Annotated in this window: 19 protein-coding genes and 3 pseudogenes; 7 read left to right on the forward strand and 15 right to left on the reverse strand. The window is 73.3% G+C overall.

What is annotated here, in order from left to right; translation table 11 throughout:
• Positions 1 to 223 precede the first annotated feature (223 nt).
• Positions 224 to 1,387, reverse strand: coding sequence for a cytochrome P450 (locus GEV43_RS55780; RefSeq protein WP_160826862.1), 1,164 nt, complete (start codon positions 1,385 to 1,387; stop codon positions 224 to 226).
• Between the two features lie 385 nt (positions 1,388 to 1,772).
• Between GEV43_RS55780 and GEV43_RS46075 the strand changes: the two genes are divergently transcribed.
• The 4 genes and pseudogenes from GEV43_RS46075 (at position 1,773) to GEV43_RS46090 (ending at position 4,833) form a co-directional block, all read left to right on the forward strand.
• Positions 1,773 to 2,792, forward strand: coding sequence for an aspartyl/asparaginyl beta-hydroxylase domain-containing protein (locus GEV43_RS46075; RefSeq protein ID WP_160826863.1), 1,020 nt, complete (start codon positions 1,773 to 1,775; stop codon positions 2,790 to 2,792).
• A pseudogene (locus tag GEV43_RS56900) lies at positions 2,792 to 3,037 on the forward strand (methyltransferase dimerization domain-containing protein); the annotation flags it as partial. The gene GEV43_RS46075 and the pseudogene GEV43_RS56900, both read left to right, overlap by 1 nt.
• Positions 3,038 to 3,093: 56 nt before the next feature.
• Positions 3,094 to 3,807: a methyltransferase gene (locus GEV43_RS46085; protein WP_160826864.1), complete on the forward strand. Its 714-nt coding sequence runs from the start codon at positions 3,094 to 3,096 to the stop codon at positions 3,805 to 3,807.
• An 84-nt stretch (positions 3,808 to 3,891) separates the two neighbouring features.
• Positions 3,892 to 4,833: an SDR family NAD(P)-dependent oxidoreductase gene (locus GEV43_RS46090; protein WP_160826865.1), complete on the forward strand. Its 942-nt coding sequence runs from the start codon at positions 3,892 to 3,894 to the stop codon at positions 4,831 to 4,833.
• 16 nt (positions 4,834 to 4,849) lie between these two features.
• Here GEV43_RS46090 and GEV43_RS46095 read toward each other — a convergent pair whose 3' ends face one another.
• Complete coding sequence (locus GEV43_RS46095) at positions 4,850 to 5,770, reverse strand: hypothetical protein (protein WP_241684690.1); 921 nt, start codon at positions 5,768 to 5,770, stop codon at positions 4,850 to 4,852.
• 148 nt (positions 5,771 to 5,918) lie between these two features.
• Here GEV43_RS46095 and GEV43_RS46100 point away from each other — a divergent pair, with 148 nt between their 5' ends.
• Positions 5,919 to 6,704 (forward strand): GNAT family N-acetyltransferase, encoded by a 786-nt coding sequence (locus tag GEV43_RS46100; protein WP_160826867.1) that lies wholly within the window; start codon positions 5,919 to 5,921, stop codon positions 6,702 to 6,704.
• 339 nt (positions 6,705 to 7,043) lie between these two features.
• Here the strand turns inward: GEV43_RS46100 and GEV43_RS46105 are convergent.
• The 7 genes and pseudogenes from GEV43_RS46105 to GEV43_RS46140 all read right to left on the reverse strand — a co-directional run bounded on the left by GEV43_RS46105 (position 7,044) and on the right by GEV43_RS46140 (position 14,303).
• Positions 7,044 to 8,005: pseudogene (locus tag GEV43_RS46105) on the reverse strand (glycoside hydrolase family 25 protein).
• A gap of 230 nt (positions 8,006 to 8,235) precedes the next feature.
• Positions 8,236 to 9,372, reverse strand: coding sequence for a mandelate racemase/muconate lactonizing enzyme family protein (locus GEV43_RS46115; RefSeq protein WP_160826870.1), 1,137 nt, complete (start codon positions 9,370 to 9,372; stop codon positions 8,236 to 8,238).
• Positions 9,373 to 9,466: 94 nt separating this feature from the next.
• Positions 9,467 to 10,753 (reverse strand): annotated as a pseudogene (locus tag GEV43_RS56905) (aldehyde dehydrogenase family protein); the annotation flags it as partial.
• Positions 10,750 to 11,403: a thiamine pyrophosphate-dependent enzyme gene (locus GEV43_RS46125; protein ID WP_160826871.1), complete on the reverse strand. Its 654-nt coding sequence runs from the start codon at positions 11,401 to 11,403 to the stop codon at positions 10,750 to 10,752. The gene GEV43_RS46125 and the pseudogene GEV43_RS56905, both read right to left, overlap by 4 nt.
• Positions 11,404 to 11,405: 2 nt before the next feature.
• The gene (locus GEV43_RS46130; protein ID WP_206681753.1) at positions 11,406 to 11,990 is read right to left on the reverse strand and encodes a hypothetical protein; all 585 of its coding nucleotides are present in this window, start codon (positions 11,988 to 11,990) and stop codon (positions 11,406 to 11,408) included.
• 158 nt (positions 11,991 to 12,148) lie between these two features.
• A complete protein-coding gene (locus tag GEV43_RS46135; RefSeq protein ID WP_160826872.1) occupies positions 12,149 to 12,889 on the reverse strand; it encodes a GntR family transcriptional regulator in 741 nt (246 codons plus the stop codon).
• 103 nt (positions 12,890 to 12,992) lie between these two features.
• Positions 12,993 to 14,303 (reverse strand): MFS transporter, encoded by a 1,311-nt coding sequence (locus GEV43_RS46140; RefSeq protein WP_206681754.1) that lies wholly within the window; start codon positions 14,301 to 14,303, stop codon positions 12,993 to 12,995.
• A gap of 260 nt (positions 14,304 to 14,563) precedes the next feature.
• On the opposite strand from GEV43_RS46140, the gene GEV43_RS46145 reads away from it, so the two are divergent.
• Positions 14,564 to 16,183 (forward strand): alpha/beta hydrolase, encoded by a 1,620-nt coding sequence (locus tag GEV43_RS46145; RefSeq protein WP_160826874.1) that lies wholly within the window; start codon positions 14,564 to 14,566, stop codon positions 16,181 to 16,183.
• A 62-nt stretch (positions 16,184 to 16,245) separates the two neighbouring features.
• Here GEV43_RS46145 and GEV43_RS46150 read toward each other — a convergent pair whose 3' ends face one another.
• From GEV43_RS46150 to GEV43_RS46160, 3 genes are all read right to left on the reverse strand, one after another.
• The gene (locus tag GEV43_RS46150) at positions 16,246 to 17,061 is read right to left on the reverse strand and encodes an alpha/beta fold hydrolase (protein ID WP_206681755.1); all 816 of its coding nucleotides are present in this window, start codon (positions 17,059 to 17,061) and stop codon (positions 16,246 to 16,248) included.
• 240 nt (positions 17,062 to 17,301) lie between these two features.
• Complete coding sequence (locus GEV43_RS46155) at positions 17,302 to 17,799, reverse strand: DinB family protein (RefSeq protein ID WP_160826875.1); 498 nt, start codon at positions 17,797 to 17,799, stop codon at positions 17,302 to 17,304.
• A 36-nt stretch (positions 17,800 to 17,835) separates the two neighbouring features.
• Positions 17,836 to 18,462 (reverse strand): cyclopropane-fatty-acyl-phospholipid synthase family protein, encoded by a 627-nt coding sequence (locus tag GEV43_RS46160; protein WP_160826876.1) that lies wholly within the window; start codon positions 18,460 to 18,462, stop codon positions 17,836 to 17,838.
• 88 nt (positions 18,463 to 18,550) lie between these two features.
• On the opposite strand from GEV43_RS46160, the gene GEV43_RS46165 reads away from it, so the two are divergent.
• A complete protein-coding gene (locus tag GEV43_RS46165) occupies positions 18,551 to 19,153 on the forward strand; it encodes a helix-turn-helix domain-containing protein (protein ID WP_160826877.1) in 603 nt (200 codons plus the stop codon).
• A gap of 65 nt (positions 19,154 to 19,218) precedes the next feature.
• Here GEV43_RS46165 and GEV43_RS46170 read toward each other — a convergent pair whose 3' ends face one another.
• The 3 genes from GEV43_RS46170 to GEV43_RS46180 all read right to left on the reverse strand — a co-directional run bounded on the left by GEV43_RS46170 (position 19,219) and on the right by GEV43_RS46180 (position 22,918).
• On the reverse strand, positions 19,219 to 19,575 hold the full coding sequence (locus GEV43_RS46170; protein ID WP_160826878.1) for a hypothetical protein: 357 nt from the start codon (positions 19,573 to 19,575) through the stop codon (positions 19,219 to 19,221).
• A gap of 247 nt (positions 19,576 to 19,822) precedes the next feature.
• Positions 19,823 to 20,650, reverse strand: a complete 828-nt coding sequence (locus GEV43_RS46175; protein ID WP_160826879.1) for an alpha/beta fold hydrolase — start codon at positions 20,648 to 20,650, stop codon at positions 19,823 to 19,825.
• A gap of 231 nt (positions 20,651 to 20,881) precedes the next feature.
• Positions 20,882 to 22,918 carry a catalase gene (locus tag GEV43_RS46180; RefSeq protein WP_375539153.1) on the reverse strand — a complete coding sequence of 679 codons (2,037 nt, stop codon included), beginning with the start codon at positions 22,916 to 22,918 and terminating at the stop codon, positions 20,882 to 20,884.
• Positions 22,919 to 23,032 lie beyond the last annotated feature (114 nt).

Consider the following 23,032-nt stretch of genomic DNA (forward strand, 5'->3'; position numbering starts at 1 on the left):
AGAAGGGACGGGCACGGGGCGGCGGGCGGTGGCCGCCGCGCCGACGGGCGCGGCGACCACCTCTCATTCGCTCAGTGGCGGTAACGCATCTGCGGCACCCCCTTCGCTCCGGATCGCCGTCGTGCGGTCGTTGGTACGGTCCTTTGCGCGTTTCAGTGGCGGTAACGCATGGGGCACCTCCTCGTGTGGTCCTCTGGCGCGGACGGCGGGGCCGCGCTCGCGATCAGCGCAGCTCCACGTCCAGGGCGTAGGGTCCGCGCAACGTGAGGTTGCGGCGGAAGCGGGGCGGCGCGGCCAGGGCCGTCCCGGGGCGCTCCTCGGCGAGGACGTCGAACACGACGCGGGCCTGGAGCGCCGCGAGCGCGGAGCCGACGCACGCGTGCGCCCCCCTGCCGAACCCGAGGTGCGGGTTGGGCGCGCGGTCGAACCGGATCTCGTCGGGGTCCTCGAACCGCGCGGGGTCCCGGTTGGCGGCGCCGAGCAGCAGCGTCATCACCTGGCCCGGCTCGATCGGCGTCCCGCCGACCGTCGCCGCGGCGACGCACACCCGCGCGTCGGCCTGCACCGGCGCGTCGAAGCGGATCAGCTCGTCCACGGCGCGGGCGGGGTCGGCGCGGCGCCACCGCTCGACGCCGTCGGGCAGCGCGAGCAGCGCGGCCAGGGCGTTGCCGAGCATCCGGGCGCACGACTCGAACCCCGCGTGCAGCAGCGCCCGGAGGCTGTTCAGCAGAACGGCGCGTTCCAAGCCCGGCGGGAGCTCGCGCGACGCCACGTACCCGACCAGGCCGTGCGCGGGCGGATCGTCCAGCCAGCCGCCGGCCAGCTCGGCGAGCTCGGCGCGCGCCCGGACGGCGGGCTCGTCGGTCTCGGGCCAGAGCCCGGCGTCCATCCCGTCGGCGATGGTGTGCGACATCGGCACGAACCACTCCGGGTCCGGCGCGGGGATGCCGAGGAACTCGGTGATGGTGCCGAGCGCGACCGGCTCGGCGAGCCCCGCCACCAGGTCGGCGGGTCCCTCGCCCAGTGCGGCCAGCCCGCGCCGGGTCCGTTCGGCGATGGACCGCTCCTGCGCGCGGAAGTCCTGCGCCCGGAACGCGTCGGCCACGAAGTGCCGGATGACGGTGTGCTCGGGCGGGTCCAGCGACTGGATGCTGAGCAGCGGGGCGGGGGTCTCCTCGCCGACGCGGCGGAAGTCGGAGCCGAACGAGACGCTGTCGCGCAGCACGGCCGAGCAGTCGGCGTGCCGGGTCAGCAGCCACGATCCGAGGCCCTCGTGCCAGCGGACGGGGTCGTGCTCGCGCATCCGCCGGTAGGCGGGGTACGGGTCGGCAAGGTTGTCCGGTTCCCCCAGGGCGAGGAGCGGGTCGTCGGCCAGGTTCTCTCGCACGGACGTTTTCCTCTGTGCTCGGAGCGGGCGCCACCGGGTCGCGGCGGGCCTTGTACGGCTGGCCCGACGCTAAGGAATCTTGGTTACGGCGGCCACCACCTGATGTGGCCAGGCGGCGCGATTGACTTCCCTCAACATTCATGATCTTGCTGGTGACTCCTGGGAAACGGCCGCCGCGCCGGTCCCGGGCGACCCGTTTCGGCTGAGCCGGATCTCCCCCGCCCTGCCGTCCGGCACGGCGTTTTCGGACGCCGGGCGGCCAATAACGGTGCGCCCTCGCCATTCCCGCCCGCCGTTCGGCGCCGAAACCTGGTGCTAACGTCTCGAAACGGCGGACAGGCGCCCGCTGGAACGCCCCCGGCAGCCGTCCGAAAGGAGCGCCGATATGGAGACCTCAGCGCGGAACCGCGAATGGAGCGACCTGCCCGGAGCGGTTCCGCTGAACGCCGAGTTCGACGCGGAACGGCTCGCGGCCGAAGTCCGGCGGCTCCGGGACGTCCAATGGCGGCTGAACAAGCCGATCGACCATCTCGGCCTCGGCCCCGAGCACGACATCGACTGGAAGATCATTCCGCTGCGCGGCCCGAACGGCGACCCCGAGCGCACCGATCCCGGCGGCGCCGGGCTCGACCGCCACGCCGACACCCCGCATCTCGCGCGCTGCCCGTACCACGCGGAGGTGCTGGCGAGCCTGCCCGCGCCCCTGCACAGCGTCCGGCTGATCTCGCTCGGGCCGGGCGTGTCGAGCCACACCCACAGCGACCTGAAGACCAGCTACCCCTGGGGCTGCCTCCGGCTGCACATCCCGATCACGACCCATCCCGGCGCGTGGGTCGTGGTGGACGGCGTGGAGCGGCACTGGGACGCCGGGCGGCTGTGGTTCGCCGACTTCGACCGCCCGCACTCGGTGCGCAACGAGGGAACGGTCCCGCGCGTCCACATGGTGATCGACTGCGTGCCGACCCCGGCGATCATGAACCTGTTCCCCGAGGACTACCGGCGGGAGATGCCCTGGAGCGACGTGCTGTTCACCAGGGACCCCGTGCCGCTGAACGAGGCCGAGCTGCGCTCCTACCGCTGCTCGTTCCCGATGCCCGCGACGTTCCCCGAATGGTCGGACCCGCCCGAGTCCGACCCCGGGCGGAACCTGGGCGCGAGCGTGGACCTCGACGGCGACCGCCTCGTCCTGTCGGTCGAGGGCGAGCCGCGCTTCGGGCTCGTCCACATCGGCGGCGGGGAGTTCAGGCTGGAGGGCTGGACCGAGGAGCGCACCGTGCACCTCTCCCCCGCCGGCCCGTCGCCGGAGGTCACGTTCATCGAGCGCGAGGGGCGCGCGCTGAAGGTGGCGTCCAGGCCGATCACCGACAGGGCGGAGGAAGCGCTCGCGGCCGCCGGCGGGACCTGATGGACGCGGCGGAACGGGCCGCCCGCGACAGGCTCGGCGAGCTGATCGACGGCCATATCGTCACGCAGATCGTCTCCACCGCGGTCCGGCTCGGCCTGCCCGACCTGCTCGGCGAGGAGGCCAGGACCGCGGCCGAACTCGCGGTCAAGGCGAACGCCGACCATTCCGGAATGGCGCGGCTGATGAAAGCGCTCGCCGTACTCGGACTGGCGCGGGAATCCGGCGATGGAACGTACCAGGCGACCCCGCTTTCGCGGGGCTCCGAACGGGCGGCGAATCGTCCCTCCATGGGGACGCCGTCATGTCGGGCACCTGCCTGTACGAGGCGTGGGGAGGGCTCGAATTCTCCGTCCGCACCGGCTCGCCCGCCTTCGAGAACGTGCACGGCCAGGGCCTGTGGGAATACCTCGACGCCCAGCCGGAGGACGCGGCGCATTTCGCGCGAACGATGGGTTCGTCCTCCGGCTATTACCTTTCCGACATTCTGGAGGTCCACGATTTCTCGGCCGCCCGGCTGCTGGTGGATCTCGGCGCCGGCGACGGCGAACTGGTCGCGCAGGTGCTCGTCCGAAACCCGCGGCTCCGCGCGATCGCCGTGGACCTGCCGGCCATGGCCGTCCACACGCGCCGCACGCTGGAGTCGCGCGGAGTCTCCGACCGGTGCGAGGTCAGGGCGGAGAGCTTCTTCGACGCCGTTCCGCCCGGGGCCGACCTGTACGTCCTCAAGGCCGTCCTGCACAACTGGGACGACGAGCAGGCCGCGGCGATCCTGCGCAACTGCCGCGCCGCGTCCGCCCCGGACGGGCGGCTCCTCGTCATCGAACGCGTCGCCGAGGACACCGGCGGCACCCTCCGCTCGGTCGTCAACGACCTGGCCATGCTGGTGCTCCTCGGCGGCAGGGAGCGGACCCTGCGCGAGTACGACTCGCTGCTCGGCCGGGCCGGCTACGCCCGCACGTCCCACGGCACCGGCGCGCACGGGATCACCGTCATCGAGGCCGCGCCCGTCCCCTGACCGGCACCCGCCGCGACCGGCGCGGACCCCGCCCCGGTCGCGGCGGGTTGACCTGGAGTGCGCTCCAGTTCGTAGCGTCGGGCCATGGCCACTCCACAGCACAAGATCGGCTCCGGTCTCGGGTTCCACAGCACCGTCCACGACGTCCTGCGGGGCGTCGACCTGACGGGACGGCTCGCCGTCGTCACCGGCGGGCACTCCGGGCTCGGCCTCGCGACGACCCGCGCCCTCGCCGGCGCGGGCGCGCGGGTCGTCGTCCCCGCCCGGCGCCCGCCCGCCGCCCTGGAGGCGACCGAGGGGATCGACGGCGTCGAGGTGGACGAGCTGGACCTGGCGGACCAGCGGAGCGTGCGGTCCTTCGCCGAGCGGTTCCTCGCCTCCGGACGCCCCATCGACCTGATGATCGGCAACGCCGGGATCATGGCGAGCCCGGAGTTCCGCGTCGGCCCCGGCTGGGAGGGCCAGTTCGCCACCAACCACCTCGGCCACTACGCGCTGGTCAACCGGCTCTGGCCGGCGATCGCCGAGGGCGGCGGCCGCGTGGTCTCGGTGTCGTCCAACGGCCACCAGCTCTCGGGCATCCGCTGGGACGACACGCGGTTCGAGCGCGGGTACGACAAGTGGCTCGCCTACGGGCAGGCCAAGACCGCCAACGCCCTGTTCGCCGTGCACCTCGACGCGCTCGGCGCCGCGTCGGGCGTGCGGGCGTTCTCCGCGCATCCGGGCACCATCGCCACGTCGCTGGGCCGCCACATGTCCGCCGACGAGCTCACCGACCTGACGGCCGCGATCGACGCCGAGTGGAAGACGCCCGAGCAGGGTGCCGCGACGCAGGTGTGGGCGGCGACGTCCCCGCTGCTGGACGGCCTCGGCGGCGTGTACTGCGAGGACTGCGACGTCGCCGAGCCCGCCGCGCCGGACGCCGCGCTGGCCGGCGGGGTCAGCGCGTGGGCGGCCGACCCGGAGCAGGCCGCCCGGCTGTGGCGGCTCTCGGCCGACCTCACCGGGGTCGACGCGTTCGCGTGACGGGGACGGCGGCGCGTCAGCGCGGGCGGTGGACGGTGAGGGAGGCGATCTGGAAGGTGAACGGGCGGGCCCGTTCGGGCAGCGCGTGCAGGTCGCCGTCGTCCACGGCCATCGCCGCGACCAGGTGGGCGTGGAAGTCCGGGCCGACGCCGCGCCGGTCGGCGTAGGCGGTGCGCATGGGGCCGGGCGGGTGCCCCAGGTACCAGGTCAGGCGCCGTTCGCCGAGGCGCACGGCGATGTCCAGCCACTTGCCGGCCTGCACGAGCGAGGAGCTCCAGTAGCGCGCGCTGTGGTTGACGTGGTTGACGAACTCCAGGGTGTCGGGGCGGTCGGCGTGCCATTCGAAGACGTCGATCTCGTTGCGGCCCTGCCGCCACGTCCAGATGCTGGGCCACGCCCCGGTGGCGACGCTCGGGAACCTCACCCGCGCGGTGATCACGTCGCCGGACCGGACCTCGAAGCCGCGGCCTCCCGAGTCGCAGGAGTCTCCGGTGGTGACCAGGCCCGTGCGCCAGCGGCCGTCGCCGAGGTCGGTCGCGGTGATGTCCAGCTCGCCCGAACGGACCGACAGCGCCTCGGCCGACAGGACGTCGAGCTTGAAGTTGCCGGGGTTGCTCAGGCAGTCGGGGTAGGCCGCGGTCTTCCAGCCCCAGCGCCGTCCGGGCCCGACGTCGCGCCGCGTGAAGTCCTCGCGCCAGGCGAGCCTGCGTCCCCGAGCGGGGTCGAACGGCTTCCCGGTCACCCGTTCGCCCGTCGGCGTGTGCGCGCCGCCGACGGTCGCGTGCTCCACGGCGGCCGGGGCGCCCGGGTCGGCGGCCTGGCACGCGGCGGCGGCGCACGCCAGCGCGAACGCGGCGGCCACCGGCGGCACGGGTCCCGGGCGCCGCGGCCCGCCCCGCCGGGCAGGAGGCCGGACGGGAAGAACGAGCCGGTGCATGCGGGTCAAGGCTGCTCCTCACCGTCGACTCAACGCGCACCAGCATGACCGGGCGCCCCCGGCCGGTCCACTCAACACGCGTGCCCTGTGACCTGGAGGAACAACGGAAACCGAGCCTTGGGAATGCGCGGTCGGTACGCTGCCCGGCATGATCTCGGACCTTCTGGGCGCCTACGACGGGCAGTTGCGCGGGGAGCCCGCCCCGGTGGTGCCGGGCGTCTTCTACGAGCGGGACGGCCCGGTGGTACGGATCGTCGGCGAGCGCAGGGGCCTGGTGACCGGCCCCCGCGACCTCGGCGTCGAGGGCCCGGATCTGGACGCGCTGATCGTCCGGCAGCGCGACTACTTCGCGGCGCGCGGCGAGGCGGTGGAGTGGAAGACGCGGGCGCACGACACCCCGGCCGACCTCACCGGACGGCTCGCGCGCGCCGGGTTCGCGACCGAGGACACCGAGACCGTCATGATCGCGCGGGTGGCGGACGGCGCGGCCGCAGCCCCGGCGGGGCCGCCCGCCGGGGTGGCGTTCCGGGAGGTGAACGCGGTCACGGACCTGCGCCGGATCGCGGACATGGAGGCGGAGGTCTGGGGCGCCGACATGGGGTGGCTGGCCGACGACCTCGCCGCCCGGGTCGCCGCGGCGCCGGACGGCCTCGTCGTGCTGGCCGCCGAGGCGGACGGCCGGATCGTGGCCTCGGGCTGGCTCGTGTTCCGCCCGGGAACGGAGTTCGCGTCGCTCTGGGGCGGATCGACCCTCGCCGCCTGGCGCGGGCGCGGCATCTACCGCGCCCTGGTCGCCGAACGGTTCCGCCTGGCGGCGGAGCGGGGCGTCCGCTACCTCCAGGTGGACGCCTCGGACGCCAGCCGCCCGATCCTCGCCCGCCTCGGCTTCCACCCGGTCACCACGACAACGCCCTACGTCTGGACGCCAAGCTGAACGCCCGCCGCCGGTGCGGGACGACCGGCGGCAGGGCGGGACGACCGGCCGCGGAGCAGGACGACCGCCGCCAGGGCGGGGCGAGCGGCGGCGGGGCGCGGCGACCGGCCGCAGTGCGGGACGGCCGCCGCCGGAGCTGGACGACCGCCGCCGGAGCGGGACGACCGGCCGCGGGGCGGGGCGACCGGCGCGGAGCGGGACGACCGCCGCAGGAGCGGGGCGACCGGCCGCCGGAGCGGGACGACCGCCGCCAGGGCGGGACGACCGGCCGCTGGGGCAGGACAACCGGCCGCGGCGCGGGGCGACCGGCGGCGGAGCGGGGCGACCGCCGCCGGGGGGTCAGTCCTCCGGCGTGGCGAGGCGTTCGGCGAGTGCGTCCCTGACCTGCTCGGCGAGGTGGTCGGGGATCGCGGCGGCGATCCGGTCCGGGGCGAGCCGCGCGAGGACGGCCGCGGCCACGGCCTCCCCGTCGCCCTCGGGCATCCGCGCGGCGAGCGCGCCGACCGCGGCCTTGACCTGCTGCACGCTGGAGTAGGTGTCGCGCAGGATGTTGACGTGGCGCCAGGTCTCGTTGCCCTCCGCCGAGCCCGCCGGGCGGGGCGCGGTGTCGGTGTTCCAGACGATGTCGCGGATCTTGTTCAGGTCCTCGCCGGACAGCGGCATGTCGTCCTCCCCGAGGGCGAGCGCCCTCAAGTCGTCGAGTGTTCTGCGGTAGGCGTTGACGTCGCAGCGGCCGGAGATCCCCGAGACCGTCGCGCTCGATGAGTACTGGAGTATGGAGATCGCCTCGCCGCCGAACGGCGCCCACCACGACGAGGGCACCTTGGCGTACAGCGACGACGGCGAGCCGGTGCCCGACACGTAGTGGCTCTGCCAGACCGAGTCGAAGAACGTCAGGTCCGGCTCGCCGGTCCGCTCCCAGTACCAGCGCGGGAAGTAGCCGATCACGGGGTGGCCGCCGGTGCGGTCCTTGAACTCGCGCACCCAGTCGCGCGCGGTCGCCGCGTTCGCGCCGGACGCCTCGACGTCCAGCGCGACCATCAGCCCGGACACGTCCCGGCCTTGGACAGGAAGTACCGCGCCTGCGCCGCGCCGTTCCCGCCGTGCAGGAAGTGGTAGGCGCCGGGCAGGAAGCCGCCGCCGAGGCCGAGCATCCCGGACCGGTTGTGCGGCCAGGTCGGGTTGACGTAGTCCGTGGACTCGGTGACCTTGCTGAACGCGAACCGGATCCCGGCCCCGCGCACCTTCGACCAGTTCGGCTCGCCCTGGTAGGACGCGACGTCCACGCCGTAGACGGGCATGTGCACTCCCCTGTCGGCTCGTCCGGCCCCACCGGCGGCGGTGGCGCGCGGTCAACTGCGGTGCGCCCGCGACGATAGGCCCCTCCCGGGCCCGGCGCGGCCGAAGTCGGCGGTACGTTCCCAGGCCGCCTTGTTCCCTTCACGCCGCGTCCCCCGCGACGCCTCGTTCCGGCGCGCGTCGGCCGCCGCCGGACCTCGCGCGGGGTCCGGCGGCGGCCGATGGAGCGGGATCAGGCGGGGATCTCGTACTTCGTCACGACGTCTTCGGCGAGGTCGATGCCGAGGCCGGGCCGGTCGGGGAGGTGGACCTGGCCGTTCCCGTAGCGGAGGCGGGTGTCGGGGGTGACGAGCAGTTCGAAGTTGTAGATGCCCTTCTCCAGGGCGAAGTACTCGACGACGAGGGTGTTGGCGACGGACGCGGTCAGGTGGACGTGCAGGTTGTGGTGCCAGTGCGGGGCCATCTGGAGGCCGAACGCGTCGGCGGCGTGGGCGATGCGCAGCCATTCGGTGACGCCTCCGGCGACCCCCGCGTCGGTCTGCAGCACGGCCGCGGCCCCCGCTTCGATCAGGGAACGGGCCTCCCAGCGCGTCTGGTGGATCTCGCCCGTCGCGACGGGGGTGCGGATCCGCCGGGCGAGTTCGGCGTGTCCGGCGACGGACTCGGGCGACAGCGGCTCCTCGAACCACCACAGCGGCGCGTCCCCGGCGGCGCGCTCGAACGCCTCGATCGCGGCCCGCGCCTGGTGGACGGAGGCGTAGGCGTTGTTGGCGTCCAGGGCGAGGCGCCCCTCGCCGCCGATCGCCCGGACGGCGGCGGCGACCCGCCGGGCGTCCTCGGCGACGTCGAGCCCGCCGACCTTGATCTTGTGGTCGGTGAAGCCCTGGGACCGGTTGAACGCGATCTCGCGGGCCACCGCGCCGGTCCACTCCCCCTCGCCGGGGCGGTAGTAGCCGCCCGAGGCGTAGGCGGGCTGCGGCGCGGTCGAGCCGCCCAGCAGGACGGCGAGGGGCTGGCCGGCGCGCTTGGCCTTCAGGTCCCACAGCGCGATGTCGAGGGCGGACAGCGCGCGGATCACCGCGCCGCGGCGTCCGGCGAGCAGGACCTCCTGGTACGCGCGGCCCCACAGCCCGGTGAGGTCGTCCTCGTCCGCGCCGAGGTAGACGGGCGCGAGCAGGTCGTCCACGGCGGTCTTGGTCAGCGGGCCGCCGGACGTCCCGGCGTAGGTGTAGCCGAGCCCGGTGCCGCCCCGGTCGTCGGCGACCTCGACCAGGACGTAGTGCCGGTCGGCGAGGACGCGGTTGGACATCCGGGTGGGCCGGTCGACCGGGATCGCCACGGCGCGGGCCCGGATGCTGCTGATCGTCACGGAGTCTCCTCGGGGTGGGGGCGATGCGGGTGGAACGCAGGTTGGCCAGTTCGTACGCGCCCTGGTCGCCGAGCTCGCGGCCGTGGCCGCTGGCCCTGACGCCGCCGACGGGCAGGCGGGGATCGGACTCGGAGACGCGGTTGACGAACGTCGAGCCGGCGTCGATCCGTTCGGCGAGCGCCTGCGCGCGTTCGGCGTCGCGGCTCCAGACCGAGCAGCTCAGCCCGTACGGCGACGCCCCGGCGACCTCGACCGCGGCCTCGGCGGACGGGACGGCGTGCAGCGCGCCGAGCGGGCCGAACGTCTCCTGCCGGAACGCCGTCGCGTCCGGGCCGGGCACCTCCACCAGGGCGGGCGGGAACCACGCGCCCGGCCGGTCGTCGCGCGCGCCGCCGGCGAGCAGCCGCCCGCCCTCGCCCAGGGTCGCGTCGAGCTGGCGGCGCAGCTCGTCGCGCAGGTCCACGCGCGCCATCGGCCCGACGTCGGTGCCGGGCGCGGACGGGTCCCCGACGGCCAGCGCGTTCATGGCCTCGGTGAAGGCGTCCACGAACTCGTCGCGGACGGCCCGTTCCACGATGAGGCGCTTGGCGGCGATGCAGCTCTGGCCGTTGTTGAGGAAGCGGGAGCGGACCGCGGCGCGGGCCGCCGCGGGCACGTCGGCGTCGGCCAGCACGACGAACGGGTCGGAGCCGCCGAGCTCCAGCACGGTCTTCTTCACCGCCGCGCCCGCGCGGGCGGCCACGATCGCGCCGACGCGGTTGCCGCCGGTGAACGCGACGGCGGCGACGCGCGGGTCGTCGATGAGCGGCCCGATCCGTTCGGGCGGCAGGACGACGGCCGTCAGCGTGCCGGGGCCGAAGACCTCGTCGAACACCCGCTGGACGGCGAGCGCGCCGCCGGTCACGTTGTCGGCGTGCTTGAGCAGCACGGTGTCGCCGATCGCGACGGCGGGCACCATGGCGCGGAAGACCTGCCAGAACGGGTAGTTCCACGGCATGATCGCCAGCACCGTGCCGAGCGGCAGCGCCCGCACGTGGCCGGTGTCGCGGCCGAGCGCGACGGGGCGCGGCGCGAGCAGGGCGGGCAGGCGCGCGGCGTAGTGCTCGCAGACCGCGGCGCACTTGGCGATCTCGGCGCGGGCCTGGTCGAGCGGCTTGCCCATCTCGGCGGTGATCAGCGCCGCGTGGCCGTCGGCCCCGGCGCGCAGGCGGTCGGCGAGCGCGCGCAGCCGCTCGGCCCGTTCGCCGACGGACGCCCCGCGCGTCCGGTGGACCGCCGCCGCGGCCTCCGCGAGCGCGGCTTCGAGCCGTTCGGGCGTCGTGTGCGCGTAGCCGGCGAGCCGCTCGCCGGTCGCCGGATCGACGGTGGTGACGCCCGTCATGACGCGACCTGTCCGGCCGTCTCTCCGGACGTCGCGGCGCGCGCGGCCAGCCAGTCCCGGAACCGGCGGGCGATCACGACCGGGTCCTCCAGGAGCCTCGGCACGCCCGGCGCGTTGCCGGGCTCGATCCGCACGTGCAGGAACGCGGGCCCGTCGAGCTCCAGCGCCCGGCCGAACGCCTCGCCCAGCTCGCCGGGCCCGGCGGCGCGCAGCACGTTCCAGCCGGACGCGCCCGCCAGGGCCCCGAGATCGACGCGCGACGCGTAGGTGGGGAGCCCGGCCGTCGAGGCGTACACGCCGTTGTCGAGCAGGACCATCACCAGGTTGCGGGGGGCGAGGAAGCCGCCGGTCGGCAGCACGTTCGGGTTCATCAGCAGCGATCCGTCGCCCTCGATCGCCACCGCCTTGAGCGGGCCCGGCGCGCCGGACGACGCGGGCGCGCCGGGCGCCGCGGGCGGGCGGGCGCGGTCCAGCCCGAGCGCGACGCCGGTGGCGACCGAGCCCGCGAGGCCCATCGCGTCCAGCAGGTAGAGGTGGTTGGGCCGGTCGGCGACCGCGGCGAGCTCGCGGCTGGTCGCCGCGCAGGTCACCACCACCGGCAGCGCCGCGGTCGCGGCGGCGAGGATCTCCAGTGCCTCGATGCGCTTCACGGCTAGGCGCCCTTTCCGTCGGTGGACCAGAAGTGCGTCAGGACGACGACCGGGCGGAACGTCATCCGGGCGTGCGCGCCCGCCTCGCCGACGACGGCCCGCCAGTCGTCCGGGGAGCTGCGCCGGTCCAGCTCGAACACCCGGGTCCCGGTCCGCTCCAGCAGGCCCGGCACGTGCTGGCACAGCGTGTGGATCATGGAGTTGTACTCGCCGAGGCCGCCGCGGGTGTTCGCCACGACCAGCAGCGGCAGGTGGTACGCGGCGTTGAACGTGGTCAGCGCCGTCAGCGCGTTCCCGAAGCCGTTGTCCTGCATCACCACCGCGCCGAACCGGCCGGTCAGCGGCAGCGCGCCGAGGACGCCCATGGCCTCCTCCTCGCGCGACAGCGGGAACACCCGCGCGGACGCGCCGTCCGCGCCCCCGTCGGCGGCGACGAGCGCGCCGATCACCGGGGCGACGCTCGCGGACGGGACGTAGCCGACCAGATCGGCGCCCGCGTCCCAGACGCCTCGGGCGACGGCCCCCGCGTACGGCGGCGGCTCCTGTCGTTCGGCGGGCCCCGCGGCGGGCCCGGAAGGGGAGGTCACAGGCTTCTCCTTCGCCGTCTCACAGCTCACTCAGCGGACTACTGAGGAGAATTAACATACAAATCATATTGAGTAGCATGCAACTCTGCGGCAGACGTCTCCCGCGCGGCGAGGGTCGTCGAAGGCGCCCGCGCGCCGGGGAGGCGCGCGGGAACGGGTCAGAACCGGATGTGTTCGCCCTCGGGGGCGGCGACCTCGACCCAGCGCCGCCACTCGGCGAGCAGGCCGCGGTTGTCCTGGCTGGAGTGCGCGACGAGCAGGTCGCCCGAGCGGACGATGTGCCTGCGCATCGCGCGCTCGGCGGCGAGGCCGTCCCTGCGGCGCAGCGCCTCGATGACGTCGAGGTGGTCCTGGAGGGCGACCTCGACCGGCTGGTGCTCCGGAACGCTGTAGCGGCCGTCCAGGGAGAGGGTCTGGCGGAGCTCGGAGACGAACTTGGCGAGCCGCAGGTTGCCGCCGGCCCGCATGATCAGGTCGTGCAGGCGCTCGTCGGCGGCGAAGTACTCGGGGCCGCCGTCGGCCCGCTCCTTCATGATCTCGAACTCGGCGGCGAGGGCCGCGTCGTCCCGCGCGGTCATCACGGCGGCGGCGCCGCGGGCGGCCGGCGGCTCCAGCAGCACCCGCAGGCTGCACAGCTCCACGATGCCGCGGCCGTCCTGCCCGAGCACCCGCGCGCCGCGGTTGCGCTCGATCCTGACCAGGCCGAGGTCGGCGAGCCTCAGCAGCGCCTCGCGCACCGGCGTGCGGGACGCCCCGAACCGTTCGCCCAGCTCGCGCGAGGAGTACAGCACGCCGCGCTGGAGCTGGCCGGACCGGATGGCGTCGCGGATGGCCGCCGCGATCTGCTCGGACCTGCTGGACGATTCGGCTGGGCTGGAAGAGTCGGCTGGCGTCGGCAAGGAACTCCCTGGGAACCGGGCGGGGCCACCGGGAGCGCGTCCCGATGGCCCGGTCAGTGGCCCCCAGCATAGCTTTCGCCCGCGCCGCCGCGGCGTCCGGTGATCAGAGCCGGGAGGCGCCGGGCGCGGTGGGCTCGGGGGCGGCCAGCGGCCGCGGCCGCCGCGACGCCAGCCACAGCCCGGCGATCACGGCCATCGCCAGCACGTTGGCGGCGATCATCACCGTCATCGACAGGCCGTCGCCGCCGCCCGTGGCGTCCTGGATCCAGCCGACCGCGAACGGGCTGACGAAGCCCGCGAGGTTGCCCAGCGAGTTGATCAGCGCCAGGCCGCTGGTCGCCCCGGCGCCGGCGAGGAACGCCGTCGGCAGCGACCAGAACAGCGGTTTGGCGGTCTGCGCGGCCATCGTCGCCACGCAGACCGCGACCAGCGCCACCACCGGCGTCCCGAGGCTCACCGCGGTCAGCGTGAACGCGGCCACCGAGATCCCGAGCGCGACCTGGACCGGGACCGAGGAGCGCTCGTCGCGCACCAGCCGCCCGGTGGCGAACATGCAGACGGCCGCGAGCAGGAACGGCAGCGCCGACAGCCAGCCGACCTCGACGCCGCTCAGGCCCTCGCCGACGTCGTCGATCACCGACGGCATCCAGTAGGCGAGCGGGTACGCGCCGGACAGCACCAGGAAGTAGGCGGCGCACAGCCCGATCACCCGGCGGTCGCGGAACACCTCGCGGTGCCGGGCGGGCGAGGCGGACGCGGCGCGCTCGCGTTCCTCCTCCTCCAGCGTCCGGGCCAGCCACGCGCGCTGCTCGGCCGTCAGCCAGCGCGCGTCGGCGGGCCGGTCCGACACGACCAGGAAGAACACCACGCCGAGCAGCACCGCCGGAACGCCGCCCAGCAGGAAGATCCAGCGCCAGCCGTCCAGGCCGAGCGCGCCGTCCAGCGTGGACAGGATCCACCCGTTCAGCGGGCCCCCGACGACGGACGCCAGCGGGATCGCGACCATCACCGTGGCGACGGCCTTCGGCCGGTACGCGTTCGGGTACCAGCGGGTCAGGTACAGCAGGATGCCGGGGAAGAACCCCGCCTCGGCGATGCCGAGCAGGAACCGCAGGCCGTAGACCGTCTCGATGTTGCCCGCGAAGGCGAGCGAGCCCGCGATGACCCCCCAGGTCACCATGATCCGCGTCAGCCAGATCCTGGCGCCGAACCGGGCCATGGCGATGTTGCTCGGCACCTCGGCCAGCACGTAGCCGAGGAAGAAGATGCCGGCGGCGAACCCGTACTCGGCGCCGCTCATGCCGAACGTGTCCTCCATCCCGAACTTGGCGAAGCCGATGTTGATGCGGTCGATGTAGCTGACGATGTAGCCGAGCATGAGGACCGGGACGATCCGCAAAGTGATCCTTCGCATCGTCCGCGCCTGGAGCGTGCCGCTCTCCGGCCCGCCTCGCCGTCTCCCCACCATCTGTCCTCCCGCCGAGGGTATGCGGGCCGCCCAGAGCCCGACCTGATGGACTACTCATCATTGGTGAGATGCAGATGAGTGGGAGTAGCATGCAACACTAGAAATGTAGGTGGCAACCCCTCGCCATATGCGGATCTTCCGAAAGGCGGCGCTGGATTGATGGGGCGCGGATACTCTCGTGCGGTCTGGGGCATTGGGGGGGATCTGTGAAGAGGATCGTTGTCGTGGCCGTGGCCGCCGTGACCGGGCTCGCCACCACCGGACCGGGCGCCACGAGCGCGCGGGCCGCGGACCCGTCCGCGGCACCGGCGGGAGGCTTCGATCCCGCCGCGGTGACGTGGCACGGCTGTCCCGCCGACTTCGTCGAGCAGGTGCACGACCGGTACGACGCGACCTACCCGGTCTCCAAGATCGTGCAGTGCGCCGAGCTGGCGGTGCCGCTGGACTACGCCGAGCCGGACGGCACGAAGATCACTTTGCGGCTCACCCGGACGCCGCACACCGGCGGGGGCGAGGCCAAGGGCGATCTGGTGGTCAACCCGGGAGGCCCCGGCGAGAGCGGCGCTCACTTCGGGCCGGCCCTCTTCGCGCAGAACTCCGCCGCGATGCGCGACGCCTACAACGTGATCGGATTCGACCCGCGCGGCGTCGGGATGAGCGTCCCGGCGGTCACCTGCGACCGCGGGTACGCCGACGCCCCGCGTCCCGACTACGGCACCGGCGACCGCGCGTCGGTCGCGACGTGGTCGAAGCGGGCGAGGGAGTACTCCGCGAAGTGCGCCGAGAACGATGAGATCGGGCTGCTGGACCACATGAAGACGATCGACTCGGTCAGGGACCTGGAGTCGATCCGGCGGGCGCTCGGCAACGACGAGCTCGACTACTACGGCGGCTCGTACGGCACCTACCTCGGCTCGGCGTACGCCACCACGTTCCCGAAGAACGTCGGCAAGATGGCGCTGGACGGCAACGTCGGCCCGTCCGACGTCTGGTACGACCTCAACCTCAGCGAGGACGTCCGGTACGACGAGAACTTCGAGTACTACCTCGGCTGGATCGCCAGGCACGATTCGGTGTACCGCCTCGGCAAGAGGCAGCGCGAGGTGCGCGACTTCTTCTACGGCCTGCGCGCGAAGCTGAAGACCGACCCGGTCCGCCACACCGACCCGAACGGCGGGCAGGAGGTCGCCGTGGGGCCGGACGAGCTGACCGACGCGATCCTCAACGCGGTCATCCGGCGCAGCCAGTCCGTCTGGCACCGCTACGCGGCCGGGCTGTCGGCCTACAGGGCGGGCGACGAGGCGACGTTCGCGCGGACCTTCGGCGCGCAGACCGCCGGCGGCGCCGACGACAACGGCAACGCCGTCTACCTCGCGGTCGTGTGCACCGACGTGCGGTGGCCGCTGAACTGGGCCAAGTGGCAGCGTGACAAGGACCGGATCCACCGCGAGCACCCGTTCGACACCTGGGGCAACGCGTGGTTCAACGCGCCCTGCCTGTCCTGGCCCGCCAAGCCCGGAAAGCCGATCGACATCGGCCGCACCCCGGACCTGCCCGACGACATCCTCATGTTCCAGGCGACCGAGGACGCGGCCGCTCCCTACGAGGGCGCGCTGGAGATGCAGCGGAGGCTCAGGGGCTCGCGGCTGGTCGTCCAGGACGGTGACCGCACGCACTGCATCGTGCACCGCGGCTCGAAGGAGGTGGACGCCTACTTCGACGCCTACTTCCTGCGCGGCGAACGGCCGGACGCGCGGACGGTGCACGTCCCGCAACTCGGCGACCCGACCCCGCCGGCGCGGGCGGGCAGCCGGTCGCCCGGCTGAACGAGACGCGCCAGGGCGCGGGGCGCCGCACGGCACCCCGCGCCGGCACGCCGGGGGCGTGGTCAGCCGTCGAGGAAGCGGAGCAGTTCCGCAGTGACGAACTTGGGGTTCTCCTCGACGAGCCAGTGCCCCGCCTTGGGCACGTCCACCGCGCGCACGATGTTGGCCATGCGGGGGGACGCGGTGGCCTGGACGGGCTTGAGCTGCCCCTGGGCGGTCATCAGCAGGGTCGGGACGCGCACCCGCGCCGCCGCCGTGGTGTCGCGGACGTCCTTGTCGAGGGAGCGGTAGAGCTCGAAGCCGCCCGACAGGACCTCGGGCCGGCGGTAGGTCCGCGCGTACTCGTCGATCTCGGCGTCGGTGAACGGGGACCGCTCGGAGGTGCCGCCGAACGCCGTCCCGCCGAACGAGACCTGCGGGTAGAACAGCGCCAGGTACTCGCGGACGTCGTCGCCGACCACCGCCTCGGGGACCCGGCGCTGGGAGTGGAAGGCGATGTGCCAGCTCAGCGAGCGGTAGGCGGCCGCGTCGATCTTCGGTCCGGGCAGCGGCAGGTCGAGGTAGCCGAGGCGCGCGGTCTCGGCGGGGAACTGGGCGGCGTACTGGAACGCCACCGCCGCGCCGAGGTCGTGCCCGATGACGCGGGCGTCGCGCCTGCCGAGCCGTCCGGCGATCAGGGAGTGCACGTACCGCGCGAGGGTGGCCTTGTCGTAGCCGGCCGGGGAGCCCTTGCTGTCCCCCAGTCCGGGCAGGTCCACGGCGTAGACGGTGTGGTGCTCGGCGAGCGCCGGCATGACCGGCCACCAGCCGTACCAGGTCTGCGGCCAGCCGTGCAGCAGCACCACCGGCGGCCCGCTCCCGCCGGTCACGTAGTGCATGCGGACGCCGTCGACGTCGGCGAACTCGTGCTTGAAGGCGCTCTTGAACTTCGGGTCGTCCCGTGTGGCGGCGGCGTAGGAGGGGGTGTCGTCGGCGGCCGAGGTGGAGCAGGCCGCGGCGAGGAACGCGAGCAGGAGGGCGAGCGCGAGGGCCGCCGCGGCGCGCGCGGATCGGAGGGGCGGCGCCGGGGCGGCCGCGTTGCGGGGGTCATGTGTTCCCGTTCTGGTGAGGGTGGTGGGTCAGCGCCCGGTCGCGCCGTCGATCAGTTCGCGGAGGATGTCGGCGTGCCCGGCGTGCCGGCCGGTCTCCTCGATCATGTGGGTGAGGGCCCAGCGGACGCTGGGCGCGGGCTTTCCCGGCCGCGGCCGGGGCAGGGGCGCGCCGGGGTCGGCGCACCCGTCGAGGACTTCGTTCGCGCGCGCGACCGCGTCCCGGTAGCGGGCGACGACCTCGGCCGCGCCGTCCTCCGGCGCGGCCTGGAACGTCGCCTGCCAGTCGGTGACCGTGTCGCCGAGGAACGTCGCGCGCTCCACGTGGGTCAGGTGGTTGACCAGGCCGAGCAGGTTCGTGCCGGACGGCACGCCGGCCGTCCGGACCTGCGGTTCGGGGGCGCCGTCGACCTTCGCGGCGATCGAGTCCCGCAGGTAGTCGAGGAACCCGCGCAGGGTGTCGAGCTCGCTGCCGCCGGTCCGGGGCGGCGGGGTGTCGCGGCGCTTGCGGCGTGATGCGGTGGGCATGGCGGTCTCCTTCGCGTGCGCGGCTCTGCGGCCGGGTCAGGCGGTACGGCGGATGATCAGGACGTGGTCGGTGACCTCGGCGGTGCGCCCGCCCGGCCCGGTCGCGGTCCGGCGGGGCGCGTCGGCCCGTTCGACCGTCCACGCCGCCGGGTCCAGGCCGAGGCCCGCGGCGACCTCCCGCGGGGACGGGTAGCGGGCGTCGGGGTCCTGGTTCCACGACCACGGCGCGGTCGAGCCGTGGTCCACGACCAGCAGCCGCCCGCCCGGCCGCAGCGCGTGCGCGGCCGTGCGCAGGACGGCCGCCCGGTCCAGGTCGAACGGTGTGTGCAGGTAGTGGGCGGAGACCAGGTCGAACCCGCCTTCCGGGAACGAGTCGTGCAGGTCGTGCCGTTCGGCGGCGACCCGGTCGTTCAGGCCGTGGGAGTGGGCGAGGGCGGCGAGCCGTTCGACCGCCACGGCCGAGACGTCGACGGCGGTGACGCGCCACCCGCGGCGGGCGAGCCACAGCGTGTCGCCGCCGCCCCCGCATCCGAGGTCGAGCGCGTCGCCGGGCGGCAGGTCCGCGACCGCCTCGACGAGACGGACGTTCGGCTTCGGCGCGGTGGCCGCCGGGCGGGCCGCGTAGATGCCGTCCCAGAACCTGGTCGTTTCGGTGGTGCTCATCGCGTCTCCTCCTGTCGGGACGTCCTCAGTCTTGCCAGGGCCGCCCCGATATGGCACGCAAACTTGCGGTTATGGCAAGATGGCCCGCGTGGACGGCGAAACGGAAGACGTGCTGGACGCGGTGGGTCCCCGGCTGCGCGCGCTGCGCCGCGAGCGGGGGCTGACCCTCGCCGACCTCGCGGACACGACCGGGGTCTCGGAGAGCACGCTGTCCCGGCTGGAGAGCGGGCAGCGCCGGGCGACCCTGGAGCTGCTGCTGCCGCTCTCGCGCACCTACGACGTCCCGCTGGACGACCTCGTCGGCGCCCCGCGCACGGGCGACCCGCGGATCCACCTGAAGCCGCTCCGGCGGTTCGGGATGGTCTTCATCCCGCTGTCGCGGCGGCCCGGCGGCACCCAGGCGTTCAAGATGATCATTCCGGCCCGGCCCGAGCCCCTCCAGCCGACCCCGCAGACCCACGAGGGCTTCGAGTGGCTGTACGTGCTCAACGGCCGGCTGCGGCTGGTGCTCGGCGACCGCGACCTCACCCTGCCGCCCGGCGACGCCGCCGAGTTCGACACGTCCCTGCCGCACTGGCTGGGCAGCGCGGACGGCGGCGCGGTCGAGCTGCTCATCCTGTTCGGCCTGCAAGGAGTGCGCGCACACGTGCGCGCCGGCTCGCAGCGGTCGTCCCACGGAATCCCCGGGTGAGCCCGGCGAGTACGGCGAGCCCGGCGAGCACGGCGGGCCGTCCGCCGTCCGGTCAGCGGCGGTCCTCACGGATGCGGTGATGTGGGAGCGACGGTGCTGCCGTTGCTCATGCCGTCGATACAGCTCTTCTTGTAGGACCGCTCGTCCGTGAACCTGCCGCCGGTGTTCTTGAATTTGTTCATCAGCGCCGCGCATATCTCGGCCGCTTCAACGGTCGATCGCTTGGAATACTCCTGGGATTCACGTACGACCTGGCCGCGCGTCACCTTCCGGCCGTCCGCGCTGGTGGCGACCACGGGATCGGCGGGCTTGGCGGGCTTGGCGGGTGCGCCGGCCTGGTCGCTGACCACTTCGCTGACGGCTGCGCCGGGCACGGAATCGTGGTCGACGTGACCGCCCTGGCAGGCGACCGAACCGGTCATGACGGCCGTTCCAGCCGCGAAAAGACTGATGACGACTATCCTCATTATTCCCCCGAGGTGCCCCATTCCCGCCACTCGGGGTGGCCAATCACGTCTTTCCGGCGAAACGCCTGAATTGCCTTTCCTGAAATGAACCACGGGCAGGGCCGCGCCCGGAACGGCGCGCACGCCGGTGCGGCGCCGCCAACGGACGGCGCCGCACCGGGAAGCGTCCACCGAGCGAGGTCGGCTCTTGGGGAACGCGCGGTCAGCTCTTGAGGAAGTCGAGCAGGTCCTGGTTGAACCGCTCCTTGTCGCCCGGCACCAGCGCGATGCCGTGCGAGCCCCCCTCGTACACCTTCAGCGTGGCGTCCGGGACGATCTTCGCCGTCTTGCGGCCGGTGGCGTCGATCGGGACGATCTGGTCGTCGTCGCCGTGCACCACGAGCGTGGGGACGTCGAACTTGCGCAGGTCCTCGGTGAAGTCGGTGTAGGCGAACGCGTCCACGCACTTCACCGCGGCCTGGACGCACTGGTGCATGGCCATGAACCAGAACGCGTCCTTGTTGCCCTGGGTGACCTTGTTGCCCGGACGGTTCGCGCCGAAGAACGGCTCGGCGGTGTCCTTCCAGTACTGCGACCGTTCGGCCAGGATGCCGTTCTTGATGTCGTCGAACACCTGCTCCGGAACGCCCTCGGGGTTGTTGGGGCCCTGGATCATCAACGGCGGCACCGCCGACAGCAGCACCGCCTGGGCGACCCGGCCGGTGCCGTGCCGGCCGATGTAGCGGGCGAGCTCGCCGCCGCCCATCGAGTGCGCCACGAGCGTGGCGTCCCGCAGGTCCAGGGCCGTCATCACGTCGTTGAGGTCATCGGCGAACGAGTCGAAGTCGTAGCCGTTGAAGGGCTGGCTGGACCGGCCGTGCCCCCGGCGGTCGTGGGCGACGCCGCGGAACCCGTTCTCGGCGACCAGCTTCATCTGGTCGTCCCAGGCGTCGGCGTTCAGCGGCCAGCCGTGGATGAACAGGACGGGCCGTCCGGTCCCCCAGTCCTTGTAGTAGATCTCCTCGCCGTCACGGGTCTTCACGTAGCCCACCGGATTCGCCCCCGTCTTCGTGTCGGTGTCGTGGTGGTCGATGTCGTGCCGAATTCCACCGATACCCGTACAAATCACTCTGATGGGGCAACGCGCGGTCGAAAGGTCTTTACCGGCGCCGGGACCTCGCCCCCGACCGGACGGGCGCGCGGCCGGTGCGCGGGTGCGCACCGGCCGCGGGCAGGGCCGTTCGGGCCGTTCGGGCTGGTCGGGCTGGTCGGGCGGCTCCGGTCAGGCCGGGAAGGAGGCGACGTCCCGGTCCCAGTGGCGGTGCACCGCCACCGCGTCGGCGAACTCCCGGGCGAACGCGTCGCCGGCGCTCGCGGTGACCACGCCCTGGTCACCGGGCAGGTTCGCGGCGTCGAGCAGGGGTTCGCTGCCGGGCAGCGAGCCGATGGCCTTGCCGTGCTTGAACGCCTCGCGGACGAACTGCACGGCGTAGCCGTCGGCGGTCAGCTCCTGCCCCCCGGCCAGCAGCACCGCGTCGTACAGCACCGAGGACGCGGCGCTGATCTGCTTGTCCACCGGGAACGACGCGGCGGTGCCCTCGTGCGGCGCGGCGACGTCGCAGATGGCGCCCTCGTCGCGCAGCGCCTGGAGCACGGGCCGGAGCGCGGCGGCGTCGGTGCGGTCGCCCACCAGGACGGCGATCTTTCGGGTGGCGACCGACTGCGGCTGGCCCTCCTGGCTGAGCGCGGGCGAGGACCTGCCGTGGTTCGCGGCCGTCTGCGTCGGCGGAGACGTCCCGATGCCCTCGGCGACCCGGGCGGCCAGCTCGGCGTCCACGTTCGCCAGGCGCTCGATCACGCGCTCCTTGATGTAGCGGCGCTCGACGTGCCCGAGCTCGAACAGGAACGCGTTGACGATGTGCTCCTTCTCCCAGCCCGCCATGCTGTTCCAGAACAGGGTGGCCTGGGAGTAGTGGTCGCCGAAGCTCGGGCTGCGCCGCCGGATCTTCTCGCCCGAGACGTGCTCCTGGTAGTGCCGGAACACCCCGGCCATCTGGCCGCTGTTCACGCCCGTCGCGGGGCATCCGCCGCTGATGGAGTTCTTGGAGTACGCGGTGCGGCTGTCGTGGATCATGTCCTGGTGGAAGCCGTCGCGCTGGTCGTTGTGCACGGGGGCGACGGGCTGGTTGATCGGGATCCGCTGGTGGTTGGGCCCGCCCAGCCGGGTGATCTGGGTGTCGAGGTAGGAGAAGTTGCGCGCCTGGAGCAGCGGGTCGTTGGTGAAGTCGATGCCGGGCACGACGTTGGCGGTGCAGAAGGCGATCTGCTCGGTCTCGGCGAAGAAGTTGCGCGGGTTGCGGTTGAGGGTCATCTTCCCGATCGCCCGCAGCGGCACCTCCTCCTCCGGAATGATCTTGGTGGCGTCGAGCAGGTCGAAGTCGAACCTGTGCTCGTCCTCCTGCGGCACGAGCTGCACGCACAGCTCGAACTCGGCGGGATTGCCGCTCTCGATGGCCTCCCACAGGTCCCGCCGGTTGAAGTCCGGGTCGTTGCCCTGCACCCGCAGCACCTCGTCCCACACCAGCGAGTGCGTGCCGAGCTTGGGCCGCCAGTGGAACTTCACGAACGTGCCCTTGCCCTGGGCGTTGACGAACCGGAACGTGTGCACGCCGAAGCCCTGCATCATCCGGTAGCTGCGCGGCAGCGCCCGGTCCGACATCAGCCACATGACGAAGTGCATGGTCTCCGGCTGCATCTGCACGAAGTCCCAGAACGTGTCGTGCGCCGACTGCGCCTGCGGGATCTGGTTGTGCGGCTCGGGCTTGACCGCGTGCACGAAGTCGAGGAACTTGATGCCGTCCTGGATCGGGAACACCGGCATGTTGTTGCCGACCAGGTCGTAGTTGCCCTGCCGGGTGTAGAACTTGGTGGCGAACCCGCGCACGTCGCGGACCGTGTCGGCCGACCCGCGCTCCCCGGCGACGGTGGAGAACCGCACGAACGTCGGCGTCACCAGGGACGGGTCGCACAGGAACTCCGCGCAGGTGAACTCGGCCAGCGACTCGTACACCTGGAACTCGCCGTGCGCGCCCGACCCGCGGGCGTGCACCACCCGTTCCGGGATCCGCTCGTGGTCGAACCGGGTGACCTTCTCGCGGAAGTGGAAGTCCTCCAGCAGCGTCGGGCCGCGCTCGCCCACCGACAGCGAGTTGTCGGTGTCGTCGATCCGCACGCCCTGGTCGGTGCTGTAGCGGGTGCCGTCCTGCTTGACCACGTACCGGTCGAGCTGTCGCTGCTTGTCGTTGTCGTCGCCTGGCACTGGACCTCCACGGTGGCTCGGCCTTGTCACCGGGGGTCGTAACGCGCCATACCCGCCGCCGCACACGGTAACCGACAGCCACTTTTCGATAACTCATTGTTTGCCCGCGGTACG

The sequence above is a fragment of the Actinomadura sp. J1-007 genome (assembly GCF_009793335.1).
GTDB lineage: Bacteria > Actinomycetota > Actinomycetes > Streptosporangiales > Streptosporangiaceae > Spirillospora > Spirillospora yumaensis.